We start from the raw sequence: 26,019 nt of genomic DNA on the forward strand, positions 1-26,019 counted from the left end.
TAGGCATCATGTTGCTAGAGTTAGGCATCATGTTGCTAGAGTTAGGCATCATGTTGCTAGAGTTAGGCATCATGTTATTAGAGTTAGGCATAATGTTGTTAGAATTAGGCGTCATGTTATTGGAGTTAGGCATAATGTTGTTAGAATTAGGCGTCATGTTATTGGAGTTAGGCATCATGTTATTGGAGTCAGGCATCATATTATTAGAATTAGATGCCATATTAGATGAAGAGTTCATAATCATGACACTGGTAGATTTAACTATGACTCTAACCCGTAAACCCACTCTTAATCCTAGTTCTTCTATTGAAGCTGTTGTAATCACGGATGACATTGAATTTCCGCAGCCAATGTCAACCACTACTTGACCTACTACAGTTCCTTTTATTATTTTAGATATTTTTCCAATAAATTGATTTCGGGCACTTAAAGCCATTTTAGTAGTAGTATTTGAAGAATGATGTGATTTAGAGCGATATCTTACCCAGGGGCAGAAATATTGAAAATTATTATAATAATTTTCATAAGGCTGGTAATTAGCAATCATTAAAATGCCTCCATAAAGATTTATCTACAAGATTATGCTATTCCATAATGATAGTATTAGTTACAAAGCACTAAAAAATAAAAATTTTATGTAATAATCATGAAGCATAGTAAATGTTACTAATCCATATAATAAAAGTTAATTTTTATCAGAAGTAACTAAAAGCACTTTGAAGTATCATTAAAAAATTAGTATAAAAGTTGATAATCTATTAAGTAATATTGTTTTGTTTAGTAGTATTCTTGATTATGAACTAAATATAATATATAATTAGTTCATAATTAATCGTTTATTTATAGAAAATGTAAAAATTTATCCGAAGGCGGGAACTAGCTAATACTCTAATTTTATTTAAGGAGGGAGCATTGATACGTGCCTGGATAAGTTCCTCTAAAGTTCATATGGAGAAAGAAAGCATTTTTTTAACAAAACTTCATGTGAACTTCTGAACAACTTGATTTAATGACTATAGATATAACTTTTATACAGGAGGCACATTATGAATTTTGCTCAGCAATTAGTTAATGGACTAGCACTTGGGGGTGTTTATGCTTTAATAGCAATCGGATATACTATGGTATATGGCATAGTAAAGCTTATGAATTTTGCCCATGGAGACATATATATGGCAGGAGCTTTTTTTGGGTTTTTGGCAGTGAAAAATTTAAACTTAGGATTTATACCTACTTTAATAATTGCTATGATTGGAAGTGCACTTTTAGGAATAATAATTGAAAAAATTGCATACAAGCCCCTTAGAAATTCATCTAGGATAACTTTATTTATTACTTCTATGGGAATATCACTTTTGCTTGAGAACGGTTTTAGAGTTATATTTGGACCCAATCCAAGGCCTTTTCCAGAACTTTTAAAGGTAAAACTTTATAAAATAGGGGATTTTCAGATAAATAATCTGCAAATTGTAACTTTGTTGATATGTTTTATACTAGTTATTCTACTTCAGATTATTGTGTATAAAACAAAAATGGGAAAGGCCATGAGGGCTGCATCTTTTGATACGGAAGCTACAGAACTCATGGGTATAAATGTGAACAATACTATATCTCTCACTTTTGCTATAGGTTCTGCACTGGCTGCGGCAGCGGGAGTTCTTATAGGTATGTCCTATCCTAAAATAGATCCATATATGGGGATGATACCAGGACTTAAAGCTTTTATAGCAGCAGTTGTAGGAGGCATAGGACTTATCCCAGGTGCTATGGTTGGTGGAATTGTACTTGGAGTATCAGAGATATTTACCAAAGCTTTTATATCTACAAAACTTTCAGATGGTATAGCTTATATTATATTAATAATTATACTTATATTTAAGCCTAGTGGATTACTTGGTAAAAAAGTTAATGAGAAAGTGTAGGTGGGAGTTTAATATGAAGCATAGGAAAAATATATTGTTTATGTTAGTTGCAGTATTAATAGTATTTGGTGTAATTCAAACTCTCATAAGTTTAGAACTGATAGATGAGTATATAGTCCAAATATTGATTATTATAGGTATAAATATAATACTAGCAGTGAGTTTAAATATGATAGTTGGGTATACAGGGCAGCTGGCTCTGGGACATGCAGGATTTATGTCTGTAGGGGGATATACTGCAGCTATTTTAACTCTAAAATTAAATGCACCCTTTTTCTTGGTATTAATAGCAGGAGGATTGATGGCAGCTTTTTTTGGTGTGATTATAGGCATTCCTACATTAAGGCTAAAGGGAGATTATCTTGCCATAACAACTCTGGGATTTGGAGAAATAATAAGAATTGCCGTAGTAAATTCAAATACATTAGGTGGAGCTGAAGGACTGGCGGGAATTCCTAAAAAGACTAATTTTACCATGGTGTTTTTTATCACCGTTTTAGTTATAATTATTGCCTACAACATAAAAAAATCTTCTTATGGACGGGCTATGTTTTCTATAAGAGAAGATGAACTGGCTTCAAGTTCCATAGGAATAAATACTACCAAATATAAGATGATAGCCTTTGTAACAGCTTCTTTTTTTGCAGGTATAGCAGGAGTTTTATATGCCCATTATTTTATGTTTTTAGATCCTAAATCTTTCGATTATTTGAAATCTTTTGATATAGTTACATATGTAGTATTTGGCGGAATGGGAAGCATATCGGGCTGTATTTTATCTACGGCAATACTGACTTCTCTACCGGAAATTTTACGACCTGTGGCTGATTATAGAATGGTTATATATTCAGCAGCTCTTGTTGCACTTATGATATTTAGACCAGAAGGTGTATTTGGCATGAAAGAAATTTCTTTTAAAAAAATTATCGGTTTTGTAAAGGAAAAAATATCAGATAAAAAGGAGGGAAAGTATGATGTCCCTGCTTAGTGCTAAAGATTTAACAATAAAATTTGGCGGATTAACTGCAGTTTCAGGTTTTAATTTGGATATTGATGAAAATGAGATTGTTGGACTAATAGGGCCAAATGGAGCGGGAAAAACCACTGTTTTTAATATGCTTACAGGTGTATATCAGCCTACAGATGGATATATGGAAATTATGGGAAAAAAAGTCATTAATCTAAAACCTCATGAATTGGCTAAGAAGCATATAGCACGTACTTTTCAAAATATAAGACTGTTTAAGCATATGTCTGTACTTGATAACGTAAAAATTTCATTTTCATATCTGGATAAGTATAGTTTTTGGCAGTGTATTTTAAGGATGCCAAAATACTATAGAGAAGAAAAATCTATGGATGAAAATGCAGAAAGGTTACTGAAAATATTTGGATTGCTGGATAAGAAAGATGAACTTGCAATGAATCTGCCCTATGGACAGCAAAGAAAGCTTGAAATAGTAAGAGCCCTTGCTACAGAACCTAAGGTGCTTCTTTTAGATGAACCGGCAGCAGGCATGAATCCACAGGAAACTTTAAATTTAATGGAACTTATCAAATGGGTAAGGAATGAATTCAATATTTCCATACTTCTAATCGAACATGATATGAAGCTGGTTATGGGAATATGTGAAAGGCTTGTGGTACTTGAGCATGGACAGATGATTGCAAAAGGATCCCCTCAAGAAATAAGAAAAAACCCTAAAGTTATAAGTGCCTATTTAGGAGAGGAGGTTAAAATATAGATGTTGAAACTGAATAATGTGAATTTATACTATGGGGTAATACATGCACTAAAGGATATATCTCTAGAAGTGGAAGAAGGAGAAATCGTTACCTTAATAGGAGCTAATGGAGCAGGAAAAACCTCAATTCTAAGGGCTATATCAGGGCTTAATCCCTGTAAATCAGGAGAAATTATATTTAAAGGAAAGTCTTTAAATAAAGTGCCCGCTTATAAAATAGTATCCAGAGGAATTTCTCATGTTCCAGAAGGAAGAAGAGTATTTTCAAATTTAACTGTTTTTGAAAATCTGCAGCTAGGGGCATATATAAGAAAGGATAAGACAGGTATAAAAAAGGATTATGAAACTATCTTTAATGTATTTCCAATATTAAGAGAGAGAAAAGAACAGCCGGCAGGTACTTTAAGTGGAGGAGAACAGCAAATGTTAGCTATAGCTAGGGCACTTATGGTAAAACCACAGCTTCTTCTTATGGATGAGCCTTCTATGGGGCTTGCACCTATAATAGTCCAGCAGATATTTAACATAATAAAGGAAATTAATGAAAAAGGTACTACCATTTTGTTGGTAGAACAAAATGCCAATATGGCATTTTCTATAGCTAATAAAGCGTATGTGTTGGAAACCGGGAGAATAGTGCTAAAAGGAAGTGCAAAGGAATTATTAGCTAATGAATCAGTAAAAAGTGCATATCTTGGATAACTTTTTGTTATTTTCATAAAGCTATTATTTCAATTTAAAGAAATATAATTTATAAGGGGGATTTATACATGTTAAGAAAATTTTTATCAATATCCATGGCTTTAGTATTAGGCTCTGTGGTACTGACGGGATGTGGTAAGCAGTCTGATTCAGAGGAAATAAAGCTGGGAGCAGTTTTTCCGCTTACAGGAGATGTGTCTGTTATGGGGCAAGTATGTAAAAATGCACTGCAAATGTTGGAGGAAGAAACTAATGCTAGTGGAGGCATCAACGGCAAAAAGGTAAAATTTTATTTTGAGGATGATGAAAATAAACCTTCTAATTCTGCCAATGCCATACAAAAATTAGTTAATAATGATAAGGTAGTAGGAGTAGTTGGAAGTTACGCCAGTAAATGTTCTATAAGTATGGGACCTATTGCCACATCTAATAAAATTCCAATGATATCTGTAAGTACAAGTCCTAAGGTGACAAAAAATGGAGGAGAATATGTATTTACTTCTACCTTTAATGATACTTTTCAGGGAACAATTATTGCAGATATAGCAACTAATGATGTGAAGGCTAAAACAGCAGCTGTACTTTATGATGTAGGAAATGACTATGACAAAGGACTTAATGAGTTTTTTACAACTAGCTTTGAAAAGTCAGGAGGAAAAGTATTGGCTTCCCTCACCTTTAATGCGGGGGATCAGGATTTTAGTGCACAGCTCACTAACATAAAAAAGCTTAATCCAGATGTACTGGTTATACCAGATTACTATGGTACGATAGCTTTAATAGCAAAACAGGCAAGAAATTTAGGTATAACATCTACCTTTATTGGAGGAGATGGATGGGATTCGCCAGCGTTATTTGACATTGCAAAAGATACAGTTAATGGAAGCTATTTTAGTAATTTCTTTTCCACAGGAGATACTACACCTGAATATGTAAAATTTAAAGAAAACTATGAAAAGAAATACAATAAATCACCAGATGCTATTTCAGCTAGTTCCTACAATGCAGGCAGTTTATTGTTAGCAGCTATTAAAAAGGCTAATAGCACAGAGGGAGACAAGATAAAAGATGCCTTAAAGAATATCAGCTTTGAAGGGGTAGCAGGAACTACCAAATATGACAGCAACAGAAATGCCATTATGGGAGGGGACGTAATAAAAATAGAAAATCAAAAGCAGATATTTGTAAGAAAAGTAAGCCAGTAATAGACATAAGTTGTGAACTTTAAAGAGAGGTTTATTTCCTTAAAGCTCACAACTTTATAATTTTAATTATAATGACATATAGAAGGCTGGGAAAAGTTACATGGATAATTTGTATAAAAAAAATAGAGCCAGTTTGTTATTTTATTGGCACAATTTAAAGATAAAATTGGTAGGGGAAAGTGTAATTATAGGGGTTATAACTGGTTTTATAATAGTACTTTTTAGGGTTGTCATAGAAAAATTGGGAGAGAAGGTTGGCAAAATCTATGAAATGCTCTCTTTAAGGCCTCATTTTATACCTTTGTGGGTAATACTATTTATAGTTTTAGGATATACATTAGGATTTATGGTTAAGAAAGATCCCATGGCAGCTGGAAGTGGAATTCCTCAAGTTAAGGGGGTCATATTGCGAAAACTTGAAATGAAATGGTTTAAAGTTATTTTAAATAAGTTTATAGGAGGAAGTTTTGCCATTGGATTTGGACTTTCCCTTGGGAGAGAAGGACCTTCTGTACAGCTGGGAGCTTGTGTAGGACAGGGATTAAGCAGAATTTTAAAAAGAGTAAGCATAGAAGAAAAATATCTCATCACAAGTGGTGCAAGTGCGGGATTATCTGCAGCATTTAATGCACCTCTGGCAGGAGCAATATTTGCTCTGGAGGAGATACATAAAAATTTTTCTCCTTTAATTTTAATTTCAGCTTTTTCCGCAGCATTATCTGCTGACTTTATAGTTGGTGAATTTTTAGGATTAAGTCCTATATTTAATTTTAAACACATAGGAGTTATTCCCTTAAAGTACTATTTTTATATAATATTATTTGGAATCATAATGGGCGTAGCAGGGGTAGTTTTTAATATTTTCCTCTTAAAAAGTCAGCAGTTGTATTCTAAACAAAAATGGATTCCGAAAGAATTTAATCCGGTATTTCCGCTATTAACGTCTATAATATTTGGACTTTTTTTACCTGAAGTTTTAGGAGGAGGTAATTCGCTTATAGTGTCTCTATCCAATACCTCCTTTACTATAAAATTTATTTTAGTTTTAATCCTTATAAAATTCTTATTTACTATGCTATGTTATGGCTCTGGAACACCAGGAGGAATTTTTCTTCCAGTGCTTACCATAGGAGCATTAATAGGATACGGTTATGGAAGTGTACTCATTAATATGTTAAATATTAATACGAACTATATAAATAATTTTGTAATTCTTGGAATGGCAGCATATTTTACTGCAGTTGTAAGATCTCCAATTACAGGTACTATATTGATTACAGAGATGACAGGGGGATTTAATAATTTTCTTCCATTGAGTATTGTATCCATAGTGGCCTATTTAGTTGCAGATGCACTAGGATCCAAACCAATTTATGATTCACTTCTTGAAAGATTTTTGATTAGCAATACTGATTTAAAGGCCCAGAATACCAAATCCAAATTTATTTTAGAAATTCCAGTTTGTATGGGATGTGATTTGGATGGGAAGAAGATAAAAAATATAAGATGGCCTGAATTCTGTTTAATAACTGAGATCAGAAGGGGATCCGAAATTATAATACCAAAAGGGAATACTGTTATTTGTGCAGGAGATTATATTACTATACTTACAAATGAAAAGGATGCAGGTAAATTAAACGATATTTTAAATGAGATGTGTCAGAATATAGAGAAGACTTGACATATTAAAGCAAAGTCTTTTATTAATTATCTAAATAATATATACTATATATATTTATAGGCTCAACTATATTTAGAAGGTGTCTTTATATAATTTACACTAATAGATGATTATAAAAATTTTTCTTAATGACCTTACGAGCTATTTAAGAGTTTTTTCAAGATTAGCTATGTGTTATTGTAAAATATATAGTTGAAATTTTATGGTATTTAGGAGGATAAAAATGGGTAAGTTAGGTAAGAAGATTGGATTTATTGGTACAGGACAAATGGGAGAAGCCATACTTAGGGGATTTTTGGCGGCAGAATTATTTGAACCGGATGATATCTATGTTATGGATATTTTAGACTCCAGGCTTCAATATTTAAAAGAGAATTTTGAAATATCTCATTTAAGCAGTGATAAAAATACAGCTTATAATTATATAGTTGATAATTGTGATATTGTGGTTTTAAGTATTAAACCCCAGGTTTTAAAAGATGTTTCAGAAAGTGTAAAAGGCTGTAATTGGAATAAAGAAAAACATATGGTAGTTTCAATTATGGGAGGTATAAATACTTCATTTATAGAAAAATATTTGCCTGAAATACCGGTGGTCAGGGTTATACCAAATACTCCTATGCTGGTTAATGTAGGTGCTTCTGGAGTAGCACCTGGAAAAAGTGCATCAGGGAAACACGCCAAATTGGTACATGATATGTTCAAGGTTCTTGGAGTAAGCTATTTGGTGGAGGAAAAGCATATTGATTCTATAACAGCCATAAGTGGATGTGGACCTGCTTATGTGTATATGATGATTGAAGCTATGGCAGATGGGGGAGTAGAGCTTGGACTTCCACGTGAAATGGCTCAAACTTTAGCGGCACAGACAGTAATGGGAGGGGCCAAGATGGTATTGGATACCGGTGAACATCCAGGCAAATTGAAGGATAAAGTTTGTTCTCCTGGAGGCTCTACTATTGCAGGGGTAAGGGCGCTGGAGCAGGGAGCTTTTAGAGGAACTATCATGAATGCTATTGAAGCAGGAAAAGTTCGTATGGAGGAAGTTGGAAAAAAAGAAGAAAGTAATAAATAATTTTTAAAAGTAACATATAAAAGTTATAATGTTTATAGGAGATTTAAAATGAGCATAAAAGAAAAGATAGATAGTAGAGAGAAATGTCTGTTAAATGCAAAAAAGATTGTAATAAAGGTGGGCACATCAACACTTATAAATGAAGATGGGGTTGTAGATTTTCATAGGATAAAGAAAATTGTAGAGGAAATATGTTATTTGCAAGATAGGGGAAAAAATATGGTTTTAGTGACCTCAGGAGCTATTGGGGTTGGAGTTTTGAAAATGGGTCTTGAAAGAAAACCTAAAACTATTTGTGAAAAGCAGGCGGCGGCGGCCATTGGTCAGGGGATACTTCTTAGAATATATGAAAAAGAGTTTGCATCATATGAGAAAATAATTGCCCAACTCCTCCTTACTAAAAACGATCTGGAAGATAGAGATAAATGTATTCATGCCCAAAATACTTTTAATGAGCTTTTAAAGAGGGGCGTAATACCTATCATAAATGAAAATGATGCAGTAGCAGTAGAAGAAATAAAGTTTGGAGATAATGACACATTGTCTGCTTTGATTGCAAAGGCTATAGGGGCAGATTTGCTTATACTGCTTTCAGACATTGACGGACTTTATAGTTCCGACCCCAGAATAGATAAAAATGCAAACATGATAAGTTATGTAGATGCTATTACAGAGGATATTGAAGGATGTGGCAGTGATTCTATGGGAGATTTGGGTACGGGAGGTATGTGTACGAAAATTAAGGCTGCAAAGATAGCTGTATCTTCAGGAGTATCCATGGTTATAGCAAATGGTTCTAGGGATAATATTATAAAAGATATAGTGTGTTGTAAAGAGGTGGGAACTTTATTTGCTGCAAGTGAAGCGTGTCTATAATATAGAAAAGGAGAGGAGGTATAGTAGAATTATTTCTACTAAAAAGTAAATGGATATATATAATTGTGTTTTAGAAAAGGCTAAAAATGCTAATGGGGCTGCAAGAACACTATCCAATATGAGCACGGATATAAAAAATACAGCTCTTGTAAAAATGGCAGAAGAACTCAATAAAAATAGAGAAGTTATTTTAAAGGCCAATATGTTGGATTTGGAGGAGGCTAGAAAAAATGGGAAAAATGATGCTTTTATTGACAGGCTTACTTTAAATGAAAACAGGATAGAATCTATGGCTTCAGGACTTATGAAAGTTGCTTCTCTCCCTGATCCTATAGGAGAGGTTACAAGAATGTGGAAAAAATCCAATGGACTGAATATTGGAAGAGTGAGAGTACCTCTTGGCACTATAGGTATAATTTACGAGGCCAGGCCAAATGTTACAGTGGATGCCGCGGCACTGTGTGTTAAAAGTGGCAATTCAGTTATATTAAAAGGAGGAAAAGAGGCTATTAATTCTAATTTAGCCATATATAATACAATAAATAAGGGAGCTCTTGAAGCGGGACTTCCAGAAGGAACCATAGAATTTATTAATATAACTGAAAGAAAAGCAGTAGAAGTATTAATGAAATTAAATGAATATGTGGATGTTTTAATACCAAGAGGGGGCAGCGGGCTTATAAAGTCTGTTGTAGAGAACTCTACTGTACCTGTAATTGAAACGGGAATAGGAAATTGCCATGTTTATGTAGATAGCAGTGCAGATTTAACCATGGCAGAAAATATAGTGATAAATGCAAAGACTCAAAGACCAGGAGTTTGTAATGCTATGGAAACATTACTAGTACATGAAGCTGTAGCAGAAAAATTCATACCCCATCTAGTTGGAACCTTGACTAATACGGGGGTTGAAATAAGGGGATGTTTAAAAACCAAGAGGCTTGTTCCAGATATAAGGCTTGCTACAGGAGAAGATTATGCACAGGAATTTTTGGATCTGATTTTAGCTGTGAAAGTGGTTAGTTCCTTGGATGAAGCCTTGGATCATATTTATAAATATGGAACAAAACATTCGGAAGCTATAATAACTAACGATTATACTTCGTCTCAGAGGTTTTTGAGAGAGGTTGATGCAGCTGCAGTATACGTGAATGCATCTACCAGATTTACAGATGGCGAAGAGTTTGGCTTTGGTGCAGAAATAGGAATAAGTACCCAAAAACTTCATGCCAGAGGACCTATGGGATTAAATGAATTAACTACTGTGAAATATATAATATATGGAGAAGGCCAAATAAGAGAGTAAATTACAATATTTGTAGAGCAAACTTCCAAGACAGTTTTTCTGCCTGGAAGTTTACTTTATATGTATTTTTGTAGAATTTCAACTTAAACCAGTAATATATTAACAAATAATCTATGATATGATGGTTTATGATGTATTATTATATTTAAATAAGTGGTTTCATAATTGTAATAAATACATAATTAAATATGGAGGTATGTTTATGTGGTTCATAGAACTTAGGAGTGATACAGCAACAGAGCCTACTCAAGCTATGAGAGATGCTATGTATAAGGCAGAAGTAGGAGATGACGTATATGGAGACGATCCTACAGTGGCGGAATTGGAAGAATATGCGGCAAAAATTATGGGGAAAGAAGCAGCATTATTTGTACCAAGTGGTACTTTTGGAAATCAACTGGCACTTTTCACCCATTGCAGGAGAGGAACAGAAGTAATACTTGGAGAGGACAGCCATATTGTAGTTCATGAGGTAGGTGCTCCTGCCGTTATAGCAGGAGTACAGCTTAGAACATTAAAAACTAAAGGTGGTGAAATGGATCCTCATGAAGTAAGAGAGACAATAAGATGTACAGAAGATATACACTATCCAGAGACAAGCCTTATATGTATGGAAAATGCTTATTCTAATGGGAGAGTACTTTCGCTGGAAAATATGAGTAAAGTCTTCGGCGAAGCCAAAAAATATAATTTACCGGTACATCTTGATGGTGCCAGAATATTTAATGCAGCAGCATATCTGGAAGTGGATGTAAAGGATATAACTAAATACTGCGATTCAGTTATGTTCTGTCTATCTAAGGGTTTATGTGCTCCAGTGGGTTCCATACTTGCAGGTTCTAAATACTTTATTCAAAGAGCGAGAAAAGGAAGAAAGCTTATGGGCGGAGGAATGAGACAAGCTGGATTTCTAGCTGCAGCTGGCATTGTAGCATTAAAGCATATGTCAGGCAGGTTAAGAGAAGATTATGAGAATGCAGTGTTTTTAGGAAAAGAACTTTCAAAGATACCGGGTATTAAGGTGAATTTAGGAGATATACATATAAATATGGTTTTTTTTGATATGTCTGAAACAGGATATGATAGTAATAAATTAGTAGAGGAATTTTATAAAAAGGGGATTAAAATAAATCCGGAAGAAAATGGAAAAATGAGATTTGTTACTAATTACTGGGTAAGTAAAGAAGATATACCTTATGTGGTAAAAACCCTAAGAGAAATAATTCTATGATATAAAAGACTGTAAATTTTTACAGTCTTTTAGTATTAAATTTTTTAAATTATATCTCGAATTTGAATTAAACAGTAAAATATTGTGGTAAAATAAGAAAAATGAGACTTTTAATGTTGATATGAGGTATTTTATGAAGGGTAAATTTTTGTGGATATGGATAACACTTATAATGATTGTAATATTGGTTATATTTAATGTTTCATTATATAGTAAAGAGAAAATGGTTATAAAGAGCATAAATTCATATATAAAGGCTTGGGAAAAAAATGATTATAAGCTTATGTACAGTGAAATAGATAAGGAAAGTAGAGATGATATCAAAGAAACAGATTTTATAAATCGTTATAATAATATCTACAGCGGAATAGGAGCAAAAAATATAGATATAACCATTAATTCAAATAATAATATAAAGTATGGGCATGGAAATGCAGTGGTTCCTATTAAAGTAAATATGGATACAATAGCAGGGAAATTAAATTTTACAAATACCATAACTCTAAAAAAAGAAAATGATAATGGGAGAAATGATTGGAAAGTAGTATGGAGTTCTAAAACTATATTCCCGGATTTAACTCAGGGGGATAAAGTTAGAATAGATACAGTGGAGGGAAAAAGGGGTAGTATTAAAGATAGAAATGGCAATATTATAGCAGAAGATGGATATGTGGCACAGGTTGGTATTGTTCCAGAAGATCTTGGGGAAAAAGGAGAAACCTCCAAAAAAAACATAGCCAGTATTCTGGCAATTTCAGAGGAGGACATAAATAAGAAGTTATCAGCTTCTTATGTAAAGCCTTATATGTTTGTTCCAATAAAAGTTATACCATCAGATGATGAAAGGTTAAATATACTTAAAGAAATTCCAGGTATATCCATAATGGATAAAAAGGCAAGAATATATCCCTTGAAAAATGCTGCAGCACATTTGTCAGGATATGTGCAGACTGTGACTGAAGATGATATAAAAGCAGATAAAAGTTATAATGAGGGAGACGTAATAGGAAAAACAGGATTGGAAAAGATATATGAAAATACTTTAAGGGCACAAAATGGTTATGAAATCTATATTATAGATAAAAATAATAACAAAAAAAAGGTACTCATCAAACGTGAGGTACATAATGGGAAAGACATTAAACTCACCATAGACTCTAAAATTCAAAGTTTACTTTATGATAAATTAAAAGATGATGCAGCTATGGCAGTTAGCATGAATCCTAAAACTGGTGAAGTTCTATCTCTTGTAAGCACTCCCTCTTTTGATCCTAATGATTTTGTAATGGGAATGTCTGAGGATATGTGGAATGGTTTGAATGAGGACAGCAGGCGTCCTTTCTATAATCGCTTTCAAAGCAATGTGGTACCTGGTTCTGTCTTTAAACCAGTAGCGGCAGCTATAGCTTTAAAAAACAATAAACTTGATCCAGAGATCTCTAAAAATATTTCAGGACTTAAATGGCAAAAAGACAGCAGCTGGGGAGCATATTATGTAACCAGAGTAGAGGATTATGGCCAGCCGAGTAACCTTTTAAATGCCCTTGTTTATTCAGATAATATATATTTTGCAGAGGCCGCACTTGATATTGGAAAAGATACTATGGAAACTGAACTTAAAAATTTTGGACTTGGAGAAAAGCTGCCTTTTGAATATGGTTTGTCAAAATCCCAATTGTCCTCAGACGGAACTATAAAAAATGATATACAGTTGGCAGATAGCGGCTATGGACAGGGAGAAATACTATTAAATCCTGTACACTTAATGGCTATTTATGATTCTTTTGTAAATGAGGGCAGTATTGTAGCGCCATATCTTTTATATAGAGATGATAAAAAAGTGGATATATGGAAGAAAAATGTATATCCGAAAGAAGTTGCAGATATTATTTTAAAAGATTTGATACAAGTAGTTTCAAATCCCAGGGGAACTGCACATGAGGCGTATATACCTGGAGAAACTTTAGCCGGGAAAACAGGTACTGCAGAAATAAAAAGTTCCCAGCAGGATACCACGGGGACGGAAGTAGGATGGTTTGCTGCAGTAAATGCAGATAATCCGAATTTTCTGGTGCTGGCTATGGTGGAAGATGCCAAAGATAAGGGTGGAAGTCATTATGTAGTTCCAATAGTAAAAGAAATTTTTCAGGAAAAATAAATTTGGAGGGATATATAAATATGTTGGATGTTAAGAAGATATCAGAAATGGAAAAGGAAATTAGAGGAAGAAACTTAGAACTAAAAGATTTTAAAAAGGAAAACACTGCATTAGTTGTAGTAGATATGGTTAATGGATTTGTACATGAAGGACTTTTGGCTTCACCTAGAATTAAAGGCATAATAAAAAATATAGTTGATTTAAATAAAAATACCCAGGGTTATAAGAAGATATTTTTCTTAGATGAGCATGGAGAAGATTCTGTAGAATATAAAACTCATGGAACCCACTGCAAAAGGGGAACAACAGAATGTGAACTTATACCAGAATTAAAAGAAAGTTGTACAGATTATAATAACATAATTATGATACCTAAAAATAGTACTAATGGTTTTCATGCATCTTTGTTCAAAAAATGGATGGAGGAAAATGAAGATACTATTGAAAGCTACATAGTAGTGGGTTGTGAGGCAGATATCTGTGTCATAAATTTTGTAGTTACACTAAAGACGTATTTTAATGAGAAGAATATGGATAAAAGGATAATAGTTCCTGAAAATTCTGTAGAAACTTATGATATGGGAAGCCATGATGGAGATTTAATGAAGTTCATATCCCTATACAATATGAAAATGAATGGCATAGAGATAGTAGATAACATAATTATTTAACAATTTAAATTTCGGTGGGCAGCCTGTAAAATGTAAGACAATTGGACCGATTCTTTTATTTAAGTACAAATAATTGTAAACAAAATTTTAAATTTTATTTTTAAATATGTGGAAGAAGACAGCCAATAATGGTATAATTATAATATTGCATAAAGAACTTAAGCATTAATTAGTAGATTTTAATTGACAAACTTCTAATTTTAATCATGTAATTTTGCTTTGAAAGGAACTGCTTATGGATAGAGGAAAAGAGTACAAAATTATAACTGATTTTACAGTGATAGTTAAACTTATGAAAAAGAAACTGTTTTGTGCGGATAAGGAAAATATTTTAAATTTAGGAGTATCATCTCTTATCATATTAAATGAGGTGGAAGAAGGTATGCCTAAAACTTTGAAGGAAATAACTGAAAAGTCAGGGTTACCTAATAGTACAGCTTCTGTAATTATAGATAGACTATCCCAAAGGGGTTTTGTACATAGAAAAAGAGATATAAATGATAGAAGGAAGATATTAATATATTTAACAGGAGAAGGACGTAAATTACTGGATAATTTAAACAGTAGAGGATTATCCTATTGTATACAGATATTGAAATCTGCCAGTGATGAAGAAATAGATATAATTTCAAGAGGGTTAAGGGTTTTAAAAGAAGTAATGGAAAAAGATATTGTTTAGAGATGCGGTAGTCTCTATTAAAACAATAAAGGGGGATACTCAGTGAATGTAAAGAAGATTGGGTGTTTGCTTTTAGCTATTTTATGTTTAAATTTCGGTATTTTAAATAAGGCTGAAGCGGCAATTACACCAGAACGCATAGGCGGTTTTACTAGATATGACACTTCTGTTTTAATCTGTAAAAATGGATGGCAGCAAAATTCGGATTATGCAGTTATAGTTAGTGGACAAGACTTCCAGGGTGCACTGTGTGCAATACCTCTTGCTAAGAAATATAAAGCACCTGTTTTATTAACATCAAAAGATAAATCAGATAACCCACTGCAATGGATCAATCTAAACAAAGAACTTTATAGATTAAAAGTAAAAAAAGTATTTTTAATAGGGGGAGAGGATTCCATATCATCGGCTATAGAGCATGAATTTATGGATAAGGAAATTGAAACCACAAGGATAGACGGAAAAGATAAATATGATATTTCCTTTAAAATAGCTGAAATGGTGGGTATGGGAAATGGAATAGTGATGGTAAATGAAAAAAATTATTCAGATTCTATTACTATGTCTTCTGTTGCAGCCTCCATGGGAATGCCTTTAATATTAGTACCTAATGTAATTGACAGTGCTTTTCAAAAAGATATTGAAAATATCAGCAAATATGTGTCCAAGGCTTATGTACTTGGGGACAGTAGTTTAATAAGTGATGATATTATGAATAAATTTAGTAGTTCAGATAGAATTTTAGGAAAAGATGATTATGAGGTAAGTGTAAATGTACTTGAAAAGTTTAAAAATTATATAAATTATGATACAGTTTATCTGTCAAGTGAAAATGATTTAGCAGATGGATTGATAGGTTCTGTAATGGCAGCTTTGACTTCGTCCCCTATTATATTGATAAAAGACAAGTATGACAGTAGAATTCAAGATTATCTGAGAAATAAAATGAATTTAATAAGGAAAATAAAGGTGTTGGGGGGACAAGGGGTTATAAGTGATTCTACCCTAGAAAGTATACTGCTTGTATCTAAAAATCAGATTATAAACAATAGTATATTGAATACTTCTATGAATGAACAAGAAGTAAATTCCATAGGAAAAGTTGTTGAACATTCAGAGTATAAACAGTCAGATGAACCAACTAAAGCAATCCAGGAACAGGATAAACATATAATGTCACTTGTAAATAATTCTAAAATAAACTTAACTAATAGGGATAGTACATATGAAGAAAAATATTTGGGAAATATAAAAAAAGATGTGACGATACAAGTTGCAGATATGGATATACAGACTAAAGGTTGGATAACTGTGGATAATTCAGGAATTAAGGAAGTTGTAAAAATACCTGACATAGTAAGACCTTATCTTCCAGAAGAAGTTAAAGAAAAACAATATATAATCATGGATCCTTTAGCTATAATAAATAATGGGGATAGCAGCAAGCCTAACTTTAAAGATATGACAAGTTTTGAAAATAATTTTCAACCTGAATTTGAGAATTTCTTAAAAAAACATTCACAGGAATGGAATTCAGGGTTTGATTTTGTAACTTATAAGGGATTAATGAGAATGGATACTGATACAGGAGTAAAGTATGCCAAAACCTATAATTTGAAGATTACAGATGTTACTTTTAAATCAATATTGGATCATACTGAAAAAAATTTCCTGCAGGATAAGGATTTTATAACCTTTATAAAACAGTTGTTAAGTACATGTATAGATCTCTCTAAAGATGAGAATAAAGATATACAGAAAAGACAGTTGGAGAATACCTTTAATCTTATGTACTCACATCATGAGGCAGCTGCAGATAATATAAAAAACTTCATAAATGCTATAAAATATACAAATATAGTTGGAAATAATGGTGTAGATATAACTTATAATATATGTGATGGATATATTGTAGGGGAAAGTGGAACTGTGGATTTGAATACAGATATTGTTAAATGTATATCAACTATAAATAGCATAATTGAAAAAGGAGAAAAGATAACAGCAGACAATATGAGAAATGCTTTAGAGACAGGATTTAATTTTAGTGTGGAAAGTTATAATAGAAACAGTAATTTAGAAATTAGTTTACCAGAAGTTACAAAAGCCAATTCTGTAGACTATAATGAACTTGCAAAAATATATAATAATAAAAAGAAATAAGTGGTAATTTCTATTGAATTTGGGGATCGCTTCATTTGGAGATACCTAGGGAAAAGGATGTGCAGCTCAATATTCTATTATTTATATTGAATGTATATCCTTTTTATATAATATTTTTTAAAAGTGTATATATATTTTTTGAAAAAGTGTATAATTTAACTTAAAATTAGGAGGAATACATATGAAAATCAAATCTAAATTCGGAGCCATAAGTTCAGCTGAAAAATTAAAATTAAATTATAATTTTAGAAGTATTTTTATAATATTTTCACTAATGTTTTTTATATTTGGTTTCACAACTAGAGTACATGCTGAAGATTCCCAGACTTTAAACGAAATTAGGAATATAATTAAAAACAATTACATAAAAGATGTACCTGACAGTGTATTGGACAAACCTACCATAGATGAAATATTAAAGGGACTTGATGATCCCTATAGCCAATACTTTTCTGCAGAGGAAGAAGAAGATTTCTTGAATCAGATAGATAATAAGGTATGCGGAATAGGAATAGAAATGAATAAAGTTTCTCAAGGGGCTCAGGTAGTTTCTGTAATTAAAGATTCTCCCGCAGAAAATTCAGGGTTAAAAGAAGGAGACATTATAATTTCTGTGGATTCAAATTCAATTAGTAATTTAAGTATGGATGAAATAGGAAAATGTATACGGGGGGAAGAAGGCACTAAAGTAAATCTTGTAGTGCAAAGAGGAAATGAAGTATTGAATTTTAATATACAGAGGGCAGAATTACAGTTGTCTACAGTAGTGGGAATAATGTTAGATAATAGTACAGCATATATATATATATCTTCTTTTGGAGAAAATACCTCTCAAAAATTAGATGAGGTATTAGGAGAACTCAGTGTAAAAAATCCAGAGAGTTATATAGTAGACTTAAGAAATAATGGGGGAGGATATATGTATTCCGCCGTTGATATAGCAGGAAATTTTATAGGAAATAATCTGGCTCTAATAGTTGATGACAAGCATGGCAATAAAATAGGATATTTAACAGGAGGACATAAAATAGTTATAGATAAGCCTGTCATATTTTTGACCAATGGCAATACTGCAAGTGCTTCTGAGATATTGGCTGCTGCAGTTAAGGATTATAAAAAAGCATTTTTTATAGGTAGTGTTACTTATGGAAAAGGAGTAGCACAGCAAATATTCTCACTTTCCAATAGAAGCGCATTAAAATTGACTACGGAAGAATTTTATTCACCTCTTGGGAACACAATACAAAAAGTAGGAGTAAAACCTGACCTAGATACAGGTGATTTAGACGCTTTAAAAGCAGCAGAGCTGTTATCAGGAAAGTGCAGGAATAACACGGATAAGACAGGATTTTTAAAAATTACATTAGATGATAGAGAGTTCAATATAGATTTAAATATGGCTAAAAAAGAAGAATATTGGGCAACTTTTAAATATATAATAGAACATGTATCAAAGTCTAAAGTTTATATGGGAACTAAAGATGGATGGACTAATGTTCCAGATAAGTATTTTAGTAATATATATAATTTTTTTTATTCTGATTACAAGTTATTGGATACTTTAAACAATGTACCGGAAGACAAGGAATTTACTGTAACTTTCAATCAGGAAATAAATTTTGATTTAAGCAGCAATATAACTATGGAGATTATAAATAGTGATACAGGTAAAAGAATAGCTTTTGATATAAATATGATAAAGGGCAATAAAGCGGTTCTTACTCCTAAAGAAAAACTAGATAAAGGACAAACTTATTATATAAAAATTAAAAATGTGATAAAACCTATTATTGTAAAAAAATAGGGAGGCAAAACATGGAGACCACACATCAGTTTCTCTCATTAAGTTATACAGTAGTTAGAAAAAATAAAAAAAATATAAGTATCAAAATTGATGAAAAGGGAAAAGTAATTATAAATGCTCCCTACTACATAAACTACAAGTCCATAGAAGAAGTTGTAAAAAATAAGATGCCCTGGATACTGAAAAATGTGAATATAGTAAAAGAAAGAATACAGGATGTAAAATTTAGAGATATATCACAGGGGAAAAAAATATTATGGCTTGGAAGATATCTGAATATTAAAAAATATATAGTGGATTCGGGAAAATATTATATCAGAATTTGTAAAGATAATTTTCAGATTTTTGGAAGTGAAATTTTATTGGAGGATGAAGCAAAGGTTAAAGATATTATATATAAATTTTATAGAAAAAAAGCTGAATTGATTTTTAAGCATAAAGTGGATGTATACAGTAAAAAATTAAGAGTATCTCCTCAAAATATAACTGTCAGATGTCAAAAAACTTTATGGGGCAGTTGTTATTCAAATGGGAATATAAACCTCAACTGCAGACTTTTAATGTCACCTGTTGAGATAATAGAATATATAGTTGTACACGAATTATGTCATTTGGTGTATATGAATCATTCTAAAGATTATTGGAAGTTGGTGGAGTCCCAAATACCTGATTATGCAGTTCGAAGGGAATGGCTTAAAGATAACGGATATATACTTGTTTTTCCAAAAAAGCTTTGAAAATGGAATATATGAATAATTAATCCATATATATACATATAGTGAGATAGTGGTTTAATTCCAATGTTGCCCTTGATAACATGCTTATATTCTTAAGGAGAGAGAATAATCAGGGTTTTAAGCATATGGATAATTAATTCTAGGGTTCAGCTGGAGATAGCCGTTTTTTACGGCCAGCATCCACTGAACTTCTGAATTATTTTATATTGTAATTATGAGAGGAAAGGTAATATGGCATTTCGATCCTTATTTTTAATTGCTCTGGCACTTTCTTTGGATGCCTTTAGTGTGGCTATATCTGTAGGTTTAAATAATGCAATAAGAAGAAATAAAAAGATACAGTTTGTAATATCTTTTGCATTTTTTCAGTTTTTCTTTGCCCTGTTAGGCTCCTATGGAGGCTTTTTATTCAATAAATATATTGCTTCCATTCCAGCCATAGTTGGAGGGGCAGTAGTATCAATTGTAGGTATACTTATGCTCAAGGAAGGATTTGAAAGTAAAAAACATCATACACTTGTAAAGCCTGGAATGGTTATTATACTTGGGATTTCTGTAAGTATTGATGCTTTAGTAATTGGGTTTACCACTTTAAACAATATGAGAAATACTCTGGATATATTATATCATACCTTATTTATAGGTATGGTAACTCTCGTATTAACTTCTTGTGCTTTTATTATCTCAAGGTATCTTAGAAAAATATATGCTGTAAGTAAGTATGCAGATTATATAGGAGGTATAATACTTATTATATTTGGTATAAAAATGATGCTCTTTTAAGTGGAATTTGGGGTGGTTTTATGGATATGGAGAAGTACTTAAGAAAATATGGAATGAAAGTTACACAAGCCAGATTGAATATCTTGGATATATTATATAAAAGTGAAAGTGCAATAAGTGTGGAAGATTTATTTCAAGAGTATAAAAAGAAGAATATGAATGTGAATTTATCCACGATTTATAGAACTTTAGAGTTATTTCAAAATAAGAAAATTATAAGAAAGTTTGATTTGGGTAAAGGAAGATACAGCTATGCGGTAATAAAAAGAGACCATAAGCATATATTGCAATGTAAGGTGTGTGAAAAACAAGTAGAGATAGATTGTCCCATGCAGCAAATAGAGGAAATAATAAAAAGCAAAACGGATTTTGTACTTGTAGATGAAAAATTGGATTTTAAAATAAGCGGTATATGTAAAGATTGCAGAAATAAAAAATTGAAATCACAATAATGCAGAAAAAAATTACTGTGAAGGTACTTCTGCGGAATATACTTTTTTTATTTTCCAGATACCATTAGTGTTTTTTTCTAAAAATACGGTGTATTCTACTTTTTGATGAGGTGTTTTACTGGATATACCTTTGATTTTCATAAAAGCATCCTTACCATTTGAAAAAGATAGAGTTGAATTTTCTATATTATATATCTTGTATTTATTAAAAATTCCTGTGGTAAAGTAATTTTCAACTGCATAGTTGATATCTATACACTTTTTTGATATATATATGCTTTTTGCTATTATAACAGTCAATAAAATAACTGTTATAGAAAATATAAATTTTTTCATGAGATTCCTCCATAATAATGTAAAAAGTATTCTTTATAATTATAATAACTATTTTTTTATTGTAAGTAAATAGGTAATTTGGCATTTTTTATTACAAAGTATAAATTGCTTCCCCAAAATTAATTTGTAGTAACCTAGCTAAAATGTTTTAATTTATATCTTAAATATGATATGCTTAAAAAAGAAATTTAATATATAAAATTTTATTGAGGTGGAGCAATGAGACTAGAGTTCATAAATAGAGTTAAGGATCGAAATGTGCTTGGCAAAAGCATACTGACATGTGATGGACAAGTTTTATTAAAGGCAGGAGTAGAATTAACCAATAATTATATAAATAAATTGAAGGAATTAGGTGTATTCTATTTATATGTGGAAGATGAAAGATTGGAAGATGTAGATATAGAAGATGAAAAATTATTGGAATTAAAGCAGGAATCAATGAAAAGTATGTCAAATATAATGAGTAATTTGTATAGTTGTAATGAAAAAGAATTGAGAAAATCTCTTGTGGGTATAGAAGGTATGATAAATTACATAATTGAGCTTGGAGATGTAAATAAAAGCCTTTATGATATACAAACCTATGATAATTATACATTTATTCACTCAATAGATACTTGTATTATGGCTTCTTTTCTGGGTGTTTCAGCAGGATATGACAAATGGCAATTAAGAGAAATAGGCATAGGTGCTTCCTTACATGATATAGGAAAAACAAAAATTCCTTTAGAAATATTAAATAAAAAAACTAAGCTTACTGATGAAGAATTTAATGAGATAAAGAATCATCCTCTGTATGGGGCTAAAATTTTGAAAAAAAATGTTATAATTTCAGATGTCATAATTAAAATAGTAGAGCAACACCATGAAAGAATAGATGGAAGGGGATATCCTTATGGACTTGAAGGCAAACAAATAACAAATTATGCAAAACTGGTTTGTATATGTGATGTATATGATGCGGTAAGCAACGACAGATGCTATAGGAAAAAATTTAGTCCAAATGATGCCTATGAGCTTATACTTTCAGGAAGTGGAAGTAACTTTGATCAGGAACTAGTATGTAATTTTAAGAATACTTTCGCTATATATCCTCTGGGATGTGGAGTTAGATTATCAAATAAAATTACGGGTTATGTTGTAAGACAAAATAAAGGATTTCCAGACAGACCAATAGTAAGAGTGCTTTTTGATGTAGATACGGGAAAACCCATACCAGCTTATGATTTGGATTTATTACAGATGCCTAATGTGGTTATAACGGGATTGATCTGATAAAAGCCAATAAAAATTTTGTATAATATGAATTGGATATAATTATATGCTTTCAGGGAGAGAAAAATGAATTCTTACATTAATAATTTGATAGAGCTATTATATAAGGCTTATAATTTGAAGATTATAGAGATAGAAGAAAATAAGGCATTGTACAGTAAGTGGGCATTATGGACAGAAGAGAATAATATTATAAAAGTCATAATTTTTCCTTCAAATGAAGGTCACAAATATGGTAACATAAAATCGATTATATCAAAATTGGAGGAGTTATTTGAATATAGAACTCTGCAAATCATACAAATAGTTCTGGATGAAAAAATAGGTTCATCTGAAGAATATGCTGATAATTATAAATTGGGTCATGAAGTAGATATATCTTATGAATTAATCTTCATTAATCCACACTCAAATAGACTGATGTATTATACAGAAGGAGCAAGAGAACTTGCCAATAAAGTATCACAGGGTATGATTTATATGGAGAATTCTAAAAATGTCTCCAGTGAAAAAAAGGTAAAAGAGGGAATTGTTACTTATGTGATTATAGCACTGAACGTATTGGTATATATAGTGACTTCATATTTATCTGGTAGTATAATAGATAGTAATTTAAATGTGTTGATATTTATGGGAGCCAAGGTTAATTACCTTATAGCTGGTGGCCAGTATTATAGGTTATTTACCTGTATGTTTTTACATGCAGGCATATTACATTTAGGAGTAAATATGTATTCACTTTACATGATGGGGACTTTTATTGAAAAAATATATGGAAGGTTTAAATACATAATTATATATATTGTTTCTGGACTGTTTTCGTCTATATTAAGTTATATGTTTTCATACTCTGTTTCGGTAGGAGCTTCAGGAGCAATATTTGGGCTTTTGGGGGCATCTTTGATATTTGCCCTTAAAATGAAACATTCTGTGGCAAAAGATTTTATTATAAATATAGCAGCTATAATTGTGATGAACCTTATAATAGGATTTTCCGTAGCAAATGTGGATAATTTCGGACATATAGGGGGCCTTGTAGGAGGCATATTTGTTACTTATGTATTGCATAATACCTCAAAGGCATAAATTGCATAGTTCCATTTAAACCTATAAGTCACTTGATTACGGTATGTAAGCTTTTAAGTACAGCAGCTTACATACCGGATGCAGATTCTAAATCTATTTTGATACTAATTTTAAATTATCCAGATCTTTTGAAAATAATGTTTCTTTTTCTATAAGTAATTCAGTTATCATTTTTAGATATGGTCTGTTTTCAATTATTATATTTTTTGTGTGATAATATAGGGAATCAATTAGTTTTTTACATTCTTCAATAATTTTATCTTGGTTTATATTTAGTTTCATTAATTCCTGCATATTTAAAAGTCCCAGACTTTCTCCCATGCCATACTGGGTTATCATATTGAAAGCTATATGTGTACTCCGCTGTAGATCGTTGTGGGCACCGGTGGTTATATAGTTGGAACCAAATATGACTTCTTCGGCAGCTCTTCCTCCTAAAAGTATCATTATTCTCTTTTTTAAATAATCTTTATTTTCATAAAGCTTGTCCTCTGGTATGCTTAAAGTATAGCCTCCCACTCCATTGGTACTTGGAATAATTGTTACTTTAGATATTTTTTCATTTGGAAGTACATTTAAGGATACTAAAGCATGGCCAACTTCATGATATGCAGTTATTTTTTTATCCATATCGTTTATATAATCTCTATTTTTCTTTTCATATCCTGCCAAAATTATGGAAAAGGCTTTATCCATATGAATGTCTTCAATAGCTGTACTATTTTCCTTACAGGCTATTATCGCAGCCTCATTTACTAAATTTTCAATTTTTGCCCCTGAAAAATAAGAGGTTTTCTGTGCCCATTCATGTAAGTTTATATTGCCTACAGGTTTATTGTTTAGGTGAAGAGCTATAATTTTTTTTCTTGAAGAAATATCTGGAAGCGTTATCTCTATATGTCTATCAAATCTTCCAGGTCTTAAAAGTGCAGGATCCAGCATATCTAATCTATTAGTTGCACCTATTACTACAATCCCTTCTTTTTCATTGAATCCAGACATTTCTGTAAGCAGGGCATTTAAAGTCTGGTCCCTTTCATCAGAACCACCAGAAGAATTAGTTCCATCCCTTTTTTTACCAATGGCATCTATTTCATCTATAAATATAACCGCTTTTCCAGTACTGTTATTTCTAGCCTTTTTAAATAACTGTCTTATACGACTGGCTCCTACTCCCACATATATCTGTATGAAATCCGAACCTGAAACTGCATAAAAGGGAACATTTGCTTCTCCAGCAACTGCTCTGGCAAGAAGAGTTTTCCCTGTTCCAGGTTGTCCGTATAACATTATACCCTTTGGCATTCTTGCTCCATAGGATGTATATTTTTCAGGATTTTTTAAAAAATCTACTATATCTTTTACACTTTCTTTTGCTTCTTCATTTCCTGCTACATTTTCAAAAGTATAATCAAAGTCTTTTACAGCAGTAGTTTCCAAAGAATCAATGGCCAATGATTTTTTAGAAATTTTTTCAGAACTTTTAATCCCCATAAATATAATTGATATAACAGAAAGAAGCATCAAGGTGCCAGGATATATCTGTTTACTGTCTGCAGGGTAGTCTTCAGATACAAGTATATTTTTTTCTAATAGTGTCTGTTTAATATCAGGTGTTCTGGGATTATCTGTTTCATATACACTGCCATCTTTTAATTTTATTCTTATCTTGGGGTTGTCTGTAATGTAAACTGTTGAAATTCTTTTATCCAATAAGTCTTTCTGAAATAAAGTGTAGGATTTGTAATCCATAGAATTATTTTTATAATTTATGAATATTAGAAAAATGAGAGACAATATAAAAGTAAAAATGGGTATTAAAATAAATTTATTTTTTATACTTTTTATTAGGTTTTTCATAAGCATCCCCTCCCGGAATAGATGAATTAATTTATAATATAAAAAATACCTATAATTCAATAATTTAACATATATTTTTACAAAAATGAATAAACTCTATTAATATTTTGCTATAATAATGATATTATAATATTTTTCTTTATTAGTCTAATAAAAATCATAAATTTTTCTAAAGTAACTTGTGGCAAAAGGTGAAAGATTTGAAGTACTAAGGAAGGTTCTACCTCGACTTTTGTGAAATCGCTAAATTTTTCAAAATACTATTGTAA

Annotated in this window: 23 protein-coding genes; 20 read left to right on the top strand and 3 right to left on the bottom strand. The window is 31.5% G+C overall.

Features of this window, described 5'->3' with window-relative positions:
• A partial coding sequence (locus tag V7Q02_RS11330) for a TOBE domain-containing protein (protein ID WP_333861132.1) occupies window positions 1-547 on the bottom strand: 547 nt, incomplete at its 3' end.
• A gap of 499 nt (window positions 548-1,046) precedes the next feature.
• Between V7Q02_RS11330 and V7Q02_RS11335 the strand changes: the two genes are divergently transcribed.
• From V7Q02_RS11335 to V7Q02_RS11420, 18 genes are all read left to right on the top strand, one after another.
• Window positions 1,047-1,922, top strand: a complete 876-nt coding sequence (locus tag V7Q02_RS11335; protein WP_333861133.1) for a branched-chain amino acid ABC transporter permease — start codon at window positions 1,047-1,049, stop codon at window positions 1,920-1,922.
• A gap of 13 nt (window positions 1,923-1,935) precedes the next feature.
• Window positions 1,936-2,910: a branched-chain amino acid ABC transporter permease gene (locus V7Q02_RS11340; protein WP_333861134.1), complete on the top strand. Its 975-nt coding sequence runs from the start codon at window positions 1,936-1,938 to the stop codon at window positions 2,908-2,910.
• Entirely contained in the window at window positions 2,897-3,667 is a 771-nt protein-coding gene (locus tag V7Q02_RS11345) for an ABC transporter ATP-binding protein (protein ID WP_333861154.1), read from the top strand. Before V7Q02_RS11340 ends, V7Q02_RS11345 begins: the two co-directional genes overlap by 14 nt.
• A complete protein-coding gene (locus V7Q02_RS11350) occupies window positions 3,668-4,369 on the top strand; it encodes an ABC transporter ATP-binding protein (RefSeq protein ID WP_333861135.1) in 702 nt (233 codons plus the stop codon). It begins immediately after the preceding gene.
• A 68-nt stretch (window positions 4,370-4,437) separates the two neighbouring features.
• On the top strand, window positions 4,438-5,574 hold the full coding sequence (locus V7Q02_RS11355) for an ABC transporter substrate-binding protein (protein ID WP_333861136.1): 1,137 nt from the start codon (window positions 4,438-4,440) through the stop codon (window positions 5,572-5,574).
• A 100-nt stretch (window positions 5,575-5,674) separates the two neighbouring features.
• Window positions 5,675-7,255 (top strand): ClC family H(+)/Cl(-) exchange transporter, encoded by a 1,581-nt coding sequence (locus tag V7Q02_RS11360; RefSeq protein WP_333861137.1) that lies wholly within the window; start codon window positions 5,675-5,677, stop codon window positions 7,253-7,255.
• Window positions 7,256-7,478: 223 nt separating this feature from the next.
• Window positions 7,479-8,330: a pyrroline-5-carboxylate reductase gene (gene proC / locus V7Q02_RS11365; RefSeq protein ID WP_333861138.1), complete on the top strand. Its 852-nt coding sequence runs from the start codon at window positions 7,479-7,481 to the stop codon at window positions 8,328-8,330.
• Window positions 8,331-8,378: 48 nt separating this feature from the next.
• Window positions 8,379-9,206, top strand: coding sequence for a glutamate 5-kinase (proB, locus tag V7Q02_RS11370; protein ID WP_333861139.1), 828 nt, complete (start codon window positions 8,379-8,381; stop codon window positions 9,204-9,206).
• Between the two features lie 49 nt (window positions 9,207-9,255).
• Complete coding sequence (locus tag V7Q02_RS11375) at window positions 9,256-10,512, top strand: glutamate-5-semialdehyde dehydrogenase (RefSeq protein ID WP_333861140.1); 1,257 nt, start codon at window positions 9,256-9,258, stop codon at window positions 10,510-10,512.
• A 202-nt stretch (window positions 10,513-10,714) separates the two neighbouring features.
• On the top strand, window positions 10,715-11,743 hold the full coding sequence (gene ltaE, locus V7Q02_RS11380; RefSeq protein ID WP_333861141.1) for a low-specificity L-threonine aldolase: 1,029 nt from the start codon (window positions 10,715-10,717) through the stop codon (window positions 11,741-11,743).
• 133 nt (window positions 11,744-11,876) lie between these two features.
• A complete protein-coding gene (locus V7Q02_RS11385) occupies window positions 11,877-13,901 on the top strand; it encodes a penicillin-binding transpeptidase domain-containing protein (RefSeq protein WP_333861142.1) in 2,025 nt (674 codons plus the stop codon).
• 20 nt (window positions 13,902-13,921) lie between these two features.
• Window positions 13,922-14,572, top strand: a complete 651-nt coding sequence (locus V7Q02_RS11390) for an isochorismatase family cysteine hydrolase (RefSeq protein ID WP_333861143.1) — start codon at window positions 13,922-13,924, stop codon at window positions 14,570-14,572.
• A gap of 235 nt (window positions 14,573-14,807) precedes the next feature.
• The gene (locus tag V7Q02_RS11395; protein WP_333861144.1) at window positions 14,808-15,251 is read left to right on the top strand and encodes a MarR family winged helix-turn-helix transcriptional regulator; all 444 of its coding nucleotides are present in this window, start codon (window positions 14,808-14,810) and stop codon (window positions 15,249-15,251) included.
• A gap of 42 nt (window positions 15,252-15,293) precedes the next feature.
• On the top strand, window positions 15,294-17,414 hold the full coding sequence (locus V7Q02_RS11400) for a cell wall-binding repeat-containing protein (protein ID WP_333861145.1): 2,121 nt from the start codon (window positions 15,294-15,296) through the stop codon (window positions 17,412-17,414).
• A 181-nt stretch (window positions 17,415-17,595) separates the two neighbouring features.
• On the top strand, window positions 17,596-19,218 hold the full coding sequence (locus V7Q02_RS11405; RefSeq protein WP_333861146.1) for a S41 family peptidase: 1,623 nt from the start codon (window positions 17,596-17,598) through the stop codon (window positions 19,216-19,218).
• Between the two features lie 11 nt (window positions 19,219-19,229).
• On the top strand, window positions 19,230-19,955 hold the full coding sequence (locus tag V7Q02_RS11410) for a M48 family metallopeptidase (protein WP_333861147.1): 726 nt from the start codon (window positions 19,230-19,232) through the stop codon (window positions 19,953-19,955).
• A 231-nt stretch (window positions 19,956-20,186) separates the two neighbouring features.
• Window positions 20,187-20,738, top strand: coding sequence for a manganese efflux pump MntP (locus V7Q02_RS11415; protein WP_333861148.1), 552 nt, complete (start codon window positions 20,187-20,189; stop codon window positions 20,736-20,738).
• A gap of 26 nt (window positions 20,739-20,764) precedes the next feature.
• Window positions 20,765-21,190 carry a Fur family transcriptional regulator gene (locus V7Q02_RS11420; protein WP_333861149.1) on the top strand — a complete coding sequence of 142 codons (426 nt, stop codon included), beginning with the start codon at window positions 20,765-20,767 and terminating at the stop codon, window positions 21,188-21,190.
• A gap of 12 nt (window positions 21,191-21,202) precedes the next feature.
• On the opposite strand, the gene V7Q02_RS11425 is transcribed toward V7Q02_RS11420, so the two are convergent.
• Window positions 21,203-21,526, bottom strand: a complete 324-nt coding sequence (locus tag V7Q02_RS11425) for a hypothetical protein (RefSeq protein WP_333861150.1) — start codon at window positions 21,524-21,526, stop codon at window positions 21,203-21,205.
• Window positions 21,527-21,745: 219 nt separating this feature from the next.
• Here V7Q02_RS11425 and V7Q02_RS11430 point away from each other — a divergent pair, with 219 nt between their 5' ends.
• On the top strand, window positions 21,746-22,804 hold the full coding sequence (locus tag V7Q02_RS11430; protein WP_333861151.1) for an HD-GYP domain-containing protein: 1,059 nt from the start codon (window positions 21,746-21,748) through the stop codon (window positions 22,802-22,804).
• 66 nt (window positions 22,805-22,870) lie between these two features.
• Window positions 22,871-23,890: a rhomboid family intramembrane serine protease gene (locus tag V7Q02_RS11435; RefSeq protein WP_333861152.1), complete on the top strand. Its 1,020-nt coding sequence runs from the start codon at window positions 22,871-22,873 to the stop codon at window positions 23,888-23,890.
• Between the two features lie 93 nt (window positions 23,891-23,983).
• On the opposite strand, the gene V7Q02_RS11440 is transcribed toward V7Q02_RS11435, so the two are convergent.
• Entirely contained in the window at window positions 23,984-25,738 is a 1,755-nt protein-coding gene (locus tag V7Q02_RS11440; protein ID WP_333861155.1) for an ATP-dependent metallopeptidase FtsH/Yme1/Tma family protein, read from the bottom strand.
• Between the last annotated feature and the right edge of the window lie 281 nt (window positions 25,739-26,019).

The organism is Clostridium sp., from assembly GCF_036781005.1.
In the GTDB taxonomy this organism is placed as follows: domain Bacteria; phylum Bacillota; class Clostridia; order Clostridiales; family Clostridiaceae; genus Clostridium_B.